Source organism: Actinoplanes sp. NPDC051633 (genome assembly GCF_040681735.1).
Lineage (GTDB): Bacteria > Actinomycetota > Actinomycetes > Mycobacteriales > Micromonosporaceae > Actinoplanes.
Window position 1 is genome coordinate 1 of record NZ_JBFAZH010000402.1, and the last position, 6161, is coordinate 6161.

Below are 6161 nucleotides of genomic sequence, written 5' to 3' on the forward strand. Positions count from 1 at the left end.
CCGGGAAAAAACCGCGTTTGGAACGGGCAGATGTCGTTTAGTCTTCGAATACTTACCGGTTGACGCCTATATTGCCGTTAGCGGGTACTACGAACGTCTAATGCGAAGGTTCGGCGCCCAACCGATCCATCGCGTGTACCTAGGTGTCGACACCGTAAAATTTCGAAGCGCGCCCAGAGCTGAGGCCCGCCTTCGGCATAACCTGAGTGACGAAGACTTCGTCGTGACCTGCCTTGCACGTCTGAAGCCGCGAAAGGGCATTTTGGACTTGGTGCAAGCCACGGCGCGAGCAGTCGACCGACTGCCATCGCTTCGATTGATCATCGCCGGCACAACCAGTTCGGCGTCATCCGCGTACGCACAGGAGATACAAGACGAAGTTCGCAAGCTGCGCCTTACCGGAACAGTGAGGCTAGTCAACGACTTGCGCCACGATGGAGTACCCTCCCTGCTTCAGGCGTCGGATGTGGCCGTTCAGCCGAGCTATACCGAAGGCCTTGGTCTAGCCGTCATCGAGGCTATGTCCTGCGGCATTCCCGTAATAGCAACTCGCGCGACCGGCCTGAGCGAAATCGTGAAGGACGGCGAAAACGGCCTGCAAGTCGAAGTCGGCAATCGAGGGGAACTGGCGCGCGCAATTACGAGAATGGCTACAGACCCGCGTCTTCGTGCACGTCTGTCGAGTTCCGGCAGGAAGGCGGTCGAAAAATGGTTTTCCCTAGATCGAATGGTGAACGAGACAAGCTCGATATATCAAACCGTGATCGACGATGCGAAGCAATACAAGCGAGTACGCGTCCCTAGGAATGGAGGATTGCTGGAATGAGCGACGTCCTACCCGGCGGGAGGTTTTCTCGACCGGTTCGCAAGGGCAACACGGTCGAGCGCAAACTAGGTCCTGGACACATCGGAGTCCATGCCGTACTACGACACCTGGAGGAGAAGCAATTCTCGCTCAGCCCACGCCTATTAGGCATCACTCCAGACGGCGAGCGTGAAGTCCTTAGTTTCATCGAAGGGGACACCGGATACCCGCCAATAAGCGACGAAATTCGTACCGACGAGGCCCTCCACAACGTCGGCCAAGCGATAAGATGCCTTCATGACGCTACGGCAGATCTTGCCCGGCTTCCTTCGCTGTCGGCCTCAGCGTTTAGTCCGCTAGACATCAGCGTGCCGGTTGAAATCGATTGCATAGGACACGGCGATCTAGCACCCTGGAATATCGTCTTTGCCGGTACTTCGGTCGCCGGGTTCATTGACTGGGACGCGGCTGGCCCGTCGAGCCGGGCATGGGACCTAGCCTATGCGGCATTCCAGTTTGTGCCTATGCATCGGCCGCACCCTGTAAGAGGTCTTGAGGACTGGGGCTGGCCTAATGTGCCCGACAGGCGTCGGAGGCTGCGGCTCTTGTGTGAAGCGTACGGCGACGGCGTCTCGCCCGGCAAACTGGTTGATCTCGCCATTGTTCGCCTAGTATCGATGGCCGCGCATATGGAGAGTCAAATCAGCGCAGGTAACGCAGATTTCGACGTACATCGAGCAGAAGGACATCCCTCCGGCTACCGTGCCGCGGCAACATATGTGATCGAGCAACACGAATCTTGGGCCGAATAGTTCTCCCAAGAGTAGCGGGAATGGTGGGTGATCATTTCGCAATGGCGCGCAGAGTTTATTTTAGGAGACCAGACCAGACGGACTGGGGACTTCCGCCGCTAACTTCGCGCGACGTGTGGTGGACGTGGTTTGATGCACATCGCTCGTTCTGGCAGGAGGTGGTCACACATAAGCGCGAGGGCCGCCGCTTACGGCGGGTAGTCATGAACTCATCACAGCCGATCATGCTGTCTATCGGCTCAGGCCGCTACTTACAGCCGGGGTGGATCGGTATCGACTACAAGCGGTCAGAAAAAATCTTCGCTTGCAATTTGGAAAGGCCGATACCCCTTCCCAATGGTTGCGTTGACGGCCTGCTGGCAGAGCATATCCTTGAGCACTTCATGCTGGACGACATCCCGCAGGTGTTACGTGAATGCGTCCGCATCTTGAAGCCCGGCGCACCGCTCCGAGTGGTATGTCCCGATGCCTCAATTGTCGGAGAAATATTGTTGGGATATTGGACGGAGCGGGTCGCCAAGCAAATCGCTTTCGACTCAAGAATCCACGGGTGGAAAGCAGATCGCTACATCGGACTCCGCGTTGCTAACAGGATTGCCTACCAGTTCGGGCAACACAAGGCACTGCTTACGGCGGATAGTGTTTCAAGCCTGCTGAAGCAGGCCGGACTCAAAGGGGTAACGGTGGTCCATCCGCTTGAAACGGCATATTTCGGCTCCGTACCCGGTACGCATTTCGATCGCTTCCCGGACAGTACGCAGGAGGCCTTCGCTGTAGAGGGCCGCCGACAGTGACCGTTGCTAGCGCACCGGCCCAGTCTAGCCGGCATGTTTGACGAGCCCAACGAGCGCGGTCGTACCGGAGGAGTTCGGCGACGTGAACAAGTCTGAAGTTGAAGTCGTAGTTGCCACTGACGAGAATTACGTGATGCCGACAGCGGCGTGCATACGATCGGTCATCGACAACTATGCGGGAAACGCGGGCCTTAAGATAACCGTCTTAGGATCTGGGTTAACCTCACACTCCATTCGCAATTTGAGGCGCTCGTGGCCGGCTTGGTGTCGGTCAAATTTTCTGGATATCGGTACTCTGCTTCGAGGCCTTCCTATTCAGGGGGTGCTGCGCGCAGACTACACGGAAACCATATACGCTCCGCTGTTCTTGCCGCGCTTGTTGGACGGGTCGCGTCGAATCATTTTCCTAGACTCGGATACCATTACGCTTAAGTCACTTCACCATTTGTGGGACATGGACATTGTTGACAACTCGATTCTCGCCGCAGTGGCCGATGACTACGTTCCTACCGTGAGCAGCCGATGGGGAGTGCAAGCGTGGCGGGAGCAGGAGCTATCGCCCTCTACTGCATACTTCAACTCGGGCGTAATGCTTGTTGATCTCGTCGAATGGCGCCGAGTTGACCTAAGCCAGGACATCGAGCGGTACCTCGAGCTATTCGGCGACCGGCTCGTGCAACATGACCAAGAGGTCCTAAACGGGGTCGCGAAAGGCAGGTGGTTTAAGCTCGACACACTGTGGAACGTGACGTCCTACTGGCGGAAGCCACAACGGCGATTTTCCGGTCCACGGGACCCGATCTCTTTGGCAAAGATTCGCCATTTTGCAGGACGAGACAAGCCGTGGCGCGGAGTCCATGATGATATACCAGACGAAACGAGGTTCTTCGACTACGTGGATCGGACGCATTGGCGTGGGTGGCGGCCGACGACGAAACCGGCGAGACGATCCTGGGATGGCTAGTCAGGTCGACGCTATATTGCTGGATGTAGGAGGTGTGCTCCTTCATCCTGACGATGACGTACTTCGTGAAGCCGTCATGTCGACGGCCGGCGTCGATCTGGTTCCCTCGGCGGCAACAACAGCCATCGCGGCGACGGTCTGGCATGGTGCAGCGTCGCCGAGACCGGAAGCGTTTTGGGCGTCACGTCAACCTATTGAGTGTTGGGCTACACTCCTGGGTTTGCCGACGGATCTTGGAGTTCAAGCTTGGCTAAGCTTGAATCTTTCGGCGGGCACAATAAATCCCCTCTGGCGGGTGGTTGCTCAGGGTGCACGGGACACGCTTGCGGCGCTGAAGGCAAAAGGTTTTCGTCTGGCGGCTGTAAGCAATAACGATGGCCGCTTGAGAGCGTCTTTAGAAGCTGCCGGAATTGCTGCGTATTTCGACGAGGTGGTGGATTCTGCGATCGAAGGGGTCGCTAAGCCTGACCCATTGATCTTCGCGCTCGCTGCCAAGCGCCTGGGGACGGAATTAGCTAGATGCGTAATGATAGGTGACGATCCCTATTTTGATGTGCGAGCCGCCATGGCGGCCGGCGTTCGAAAGGCCATCTTAATAGACCCGTATTGCATGCGTCCCCTCACGTGGTCAACCGAAGCGTGCTCGGTCCTTGCGAGGCTGCCCGCGGTTGTTTAGTGACGCGATCGTTAATGAATGGAGGTCACTTGCGAAGTTTCCACTCGCACGCCTAAGGCAAGTGTAGTTTCACGGTATGCTTTTGGGCCCACCACTTCCAATTCCAAGCAATTGCCGGGATCCGTCCAATTGGTTCTAGGGTGTGCTATATCATGAGTCTTCTATCAGCCTATTTGCATGAAGACCCACGGCTCGTGAAGTCGTCCGTTCTCCTCGTGCTATATGAGTACAACGCGGCAGCCGTCGGCGGTGGTCACATGCGCCACCGTGCCCTGATTTACGGACTTCGCCGACGGTGTCATGTCGATGTACTTTGTCTGAAAAGCTTAGACCAGGTCGCCAGCTGCCGTGAGGGAACCGATCGGTGCGAGGCATGCCGCAGCGGCAAAAGCCGCCCTGGCGGAACGGTCGTTGGTGCCGTCAACTGTGACCGACTCCAACACGCATTCGTCGACGTTCTGAGGCGAGGCGCCTACACGGCGGTTGTCCTTAGCCACCTTACTACGGCACCGTATATATCTCTCGTTAGCCAACATTCGGGCGCTAGCGTCATGTTCGACGAACACAATGCCCAGGCAGACCTTAAGCAAGATATGCTGAGGCATCGAGACTTCAAGCTCCGAGACGGCATGGGTGTGGTCGACGACGTTCGGGAGTTGGAAGAGCTGGAGAGAAGTGCCATCTTCGCCGCGGATTTGGTATCTGTTTGCTCGCTTGAAGACCAGACGAGGTTGAGCGCAAGATACAACGCCACTTGTCGATTCGCGTTTGTGCCAAACTGTGTAAGAGTAGAGGTCGGGTCGCGCCCGCACCGTGAGAAAGGCATCGGCAACGTATTTTTCGCCGGTGTGCTAGATTACTTTCCGAACGCTGAAGCGGTTTCCCAGATTTCGACTGATATCGGTCCAGCAATTAGGGCGCGCGTTCCGTCCGTCAATCTTATCGTCGCAGGTCGACGCATGCCCCGTGTACTGCAGGAACGGATGAACCATGACGTCGTTAAATTGGTTCAGGACCCAACGGACATCGAGCCACTTTTCTGGGACTCAACCATGGTGGTGCCTTTGTCAATGGGAGGCGGAACCCGGCTAAAGATTTTGGAGGCATTCGCTGCGGGTTGCTCCGTTGTCTCTACTGCGACGGGCGCTGAGGGTCTAGACGCTATTCCGGGTACACACTATCTGCGGGCGGAAAGCGCCGGAGAGTTCGCCGACAGTATGGCCGAGATAATGAATGATCCCAAAGAGGATCTTCGGCGCAGGCAGGCGGCCTGGGATCTTGTTTCCTCCGAATACTCATTCGAGGCGGCGGCAACCTCGTTGAAAAAGGCCCTTAGCCTGATGGCCTAGCCCTCCGAAGGCGCGTGGCGACGTCCGATTGCCCGTGGAATTCGGTATGCGTCTGGCCCCGAATATGTCGGCTTCGCCGTGCCGCGCACGTCGTCGAAGGGCACCTGTCCGCCGGTAACCCCTATTTTGCATGCTGCGACTTCCTTGGGAGGACTGAAGTGTGAATCTCGTATTCATCGTGGACGAATTGGAGACATTGGGTGGAGTTCAGAAAGTCATGCAAGGGCTCGGTAGCGCGCTCGCCAGTCTAGGTCATCGGATCTACTATGTAACGCTTCACGACACTGGAGTGGCACCTTGCGTTACGGGCAACGAGGTCTTATATCTCAGTCTCCCGCGGTTGCCGCAGGAGGAGCGAAGGCTTCCTCACGAGGCGCGCTCGGAGATCCAGCGCCTACTGTCCACCTTGGCGAGTGGCTGCGTCCTCATGCAGTCGCCAAGTGTAGTGGCATGGCTTCGCGACATCGACTTCAGCGGCTTTGCTCGTGTGGGGCAATACCATGGCTCTTATGAGTATGCCGCTTCTAGTTATCACGGCCAATTCATTCGAGACTACTACAGTAGATTGGACTGGTCAGTATTCCCGACGACAGATGACGCAATGCTCTTCCAAAAGAACTTCGGAATTGGTAACGGGGTCTACCTTCCTGAGGTGGTGATTCCGATTGGCGTGGGCGAGCGATCCATTGAGAGAGCTCCACGCGTTCTGAGTGTCGGTCGGCTTTCTGCGGAGAAGGGCTTTTTCCGATTGATAGACGCCT

Annotated in this window: 7 protein-coding genes; all 7 read left to right on the top strand. The window is 56.7% G+C overall.

Translation table 11 applies throughout. The features are described 5' to 3' along the window. Positions 1–826: glycosyltransferase family 4 protein (locus tag AB0M20_RS21880; RefSeq protein ID WP_364300846.1), on the top strand; the 826-nt coding region annotated here is incomplete at its 5' end. After that, positions 823–1617 carry a phosphotransferase gene (locus tag AB0M20_RS21885; RefSeq protein ID WP_364300848.1) on the top strand — a complete coding sequence of 265 codons (795 nt, stop codon included), beginning with the start codon at positions 823–825 and terminating at the stop codon, positions 1615–1617. The genes AB0M20_RS21880 and AB0M20_RS21885, both read left to right, overlap by 4 nt. Before the next feature lie 113 nt (positions 1618–1730). Then, positions 1731–2411 (top strand): methyltransferase domain-containing protein, encoded by a 681-nt coding sequence (locus tag AB0M20_RS21890; RefSeq protein WP_364300850.1) that lies wholly within the window; start codon positions 1731–1733, stop codon positions 2409–2411. Positions 2412–2493: 82 nt separating this feature from the next. Continuing rightward, positions 2494–3375 carry a glycosyltransferase family 8 protein gene (locus tag AB0M20_RS21895; protein ID WP_364300859.1) on the top strand — a complete coding sequence of 294 codons (882 nt, stop codon included), beginning with the start codon at positions 2494–2496 and terminating at the stop codon, positions 3373–3375. Then, positions 3368–4051 (top strand): HAD-IA family hydrolase, encoded by a 684-nt coding sequence (locus tag AB0M20_RS21900; RefSeq protein WP_364300852.1) that lies wholly within the window; start codon positions 3368–3370, stop codon positions 4049–4051. Before AB0M20_RS21895 ends, AB0M20_RS21900 begins: the two co-directional genes overlap by 8 nt. 551 nt (positions 4052–4602) lie before the next feature. Further along, positions 4603–5400 carry a glycosyltransferase gene (locus tag AB0M20_RS21905; protein WP_364300854.1) on the top strand — a complete coding sequence of 266 codons (798 nt, stop codon included), beginning with the start codon at positions 4603–4605 and terminating at the stop codon, positions 5398–5400. A gap of 160 nt (positions 5401–5560) precedes the next feature. Then, positions 5561–6161, top strand: a 601-nt coding sequence (locus AB0M20_RS21910; RefSeq protein ID WP_364300857.1) for a hypothetical protein, incomplete at its 3' end; no start/stop codon positions are given.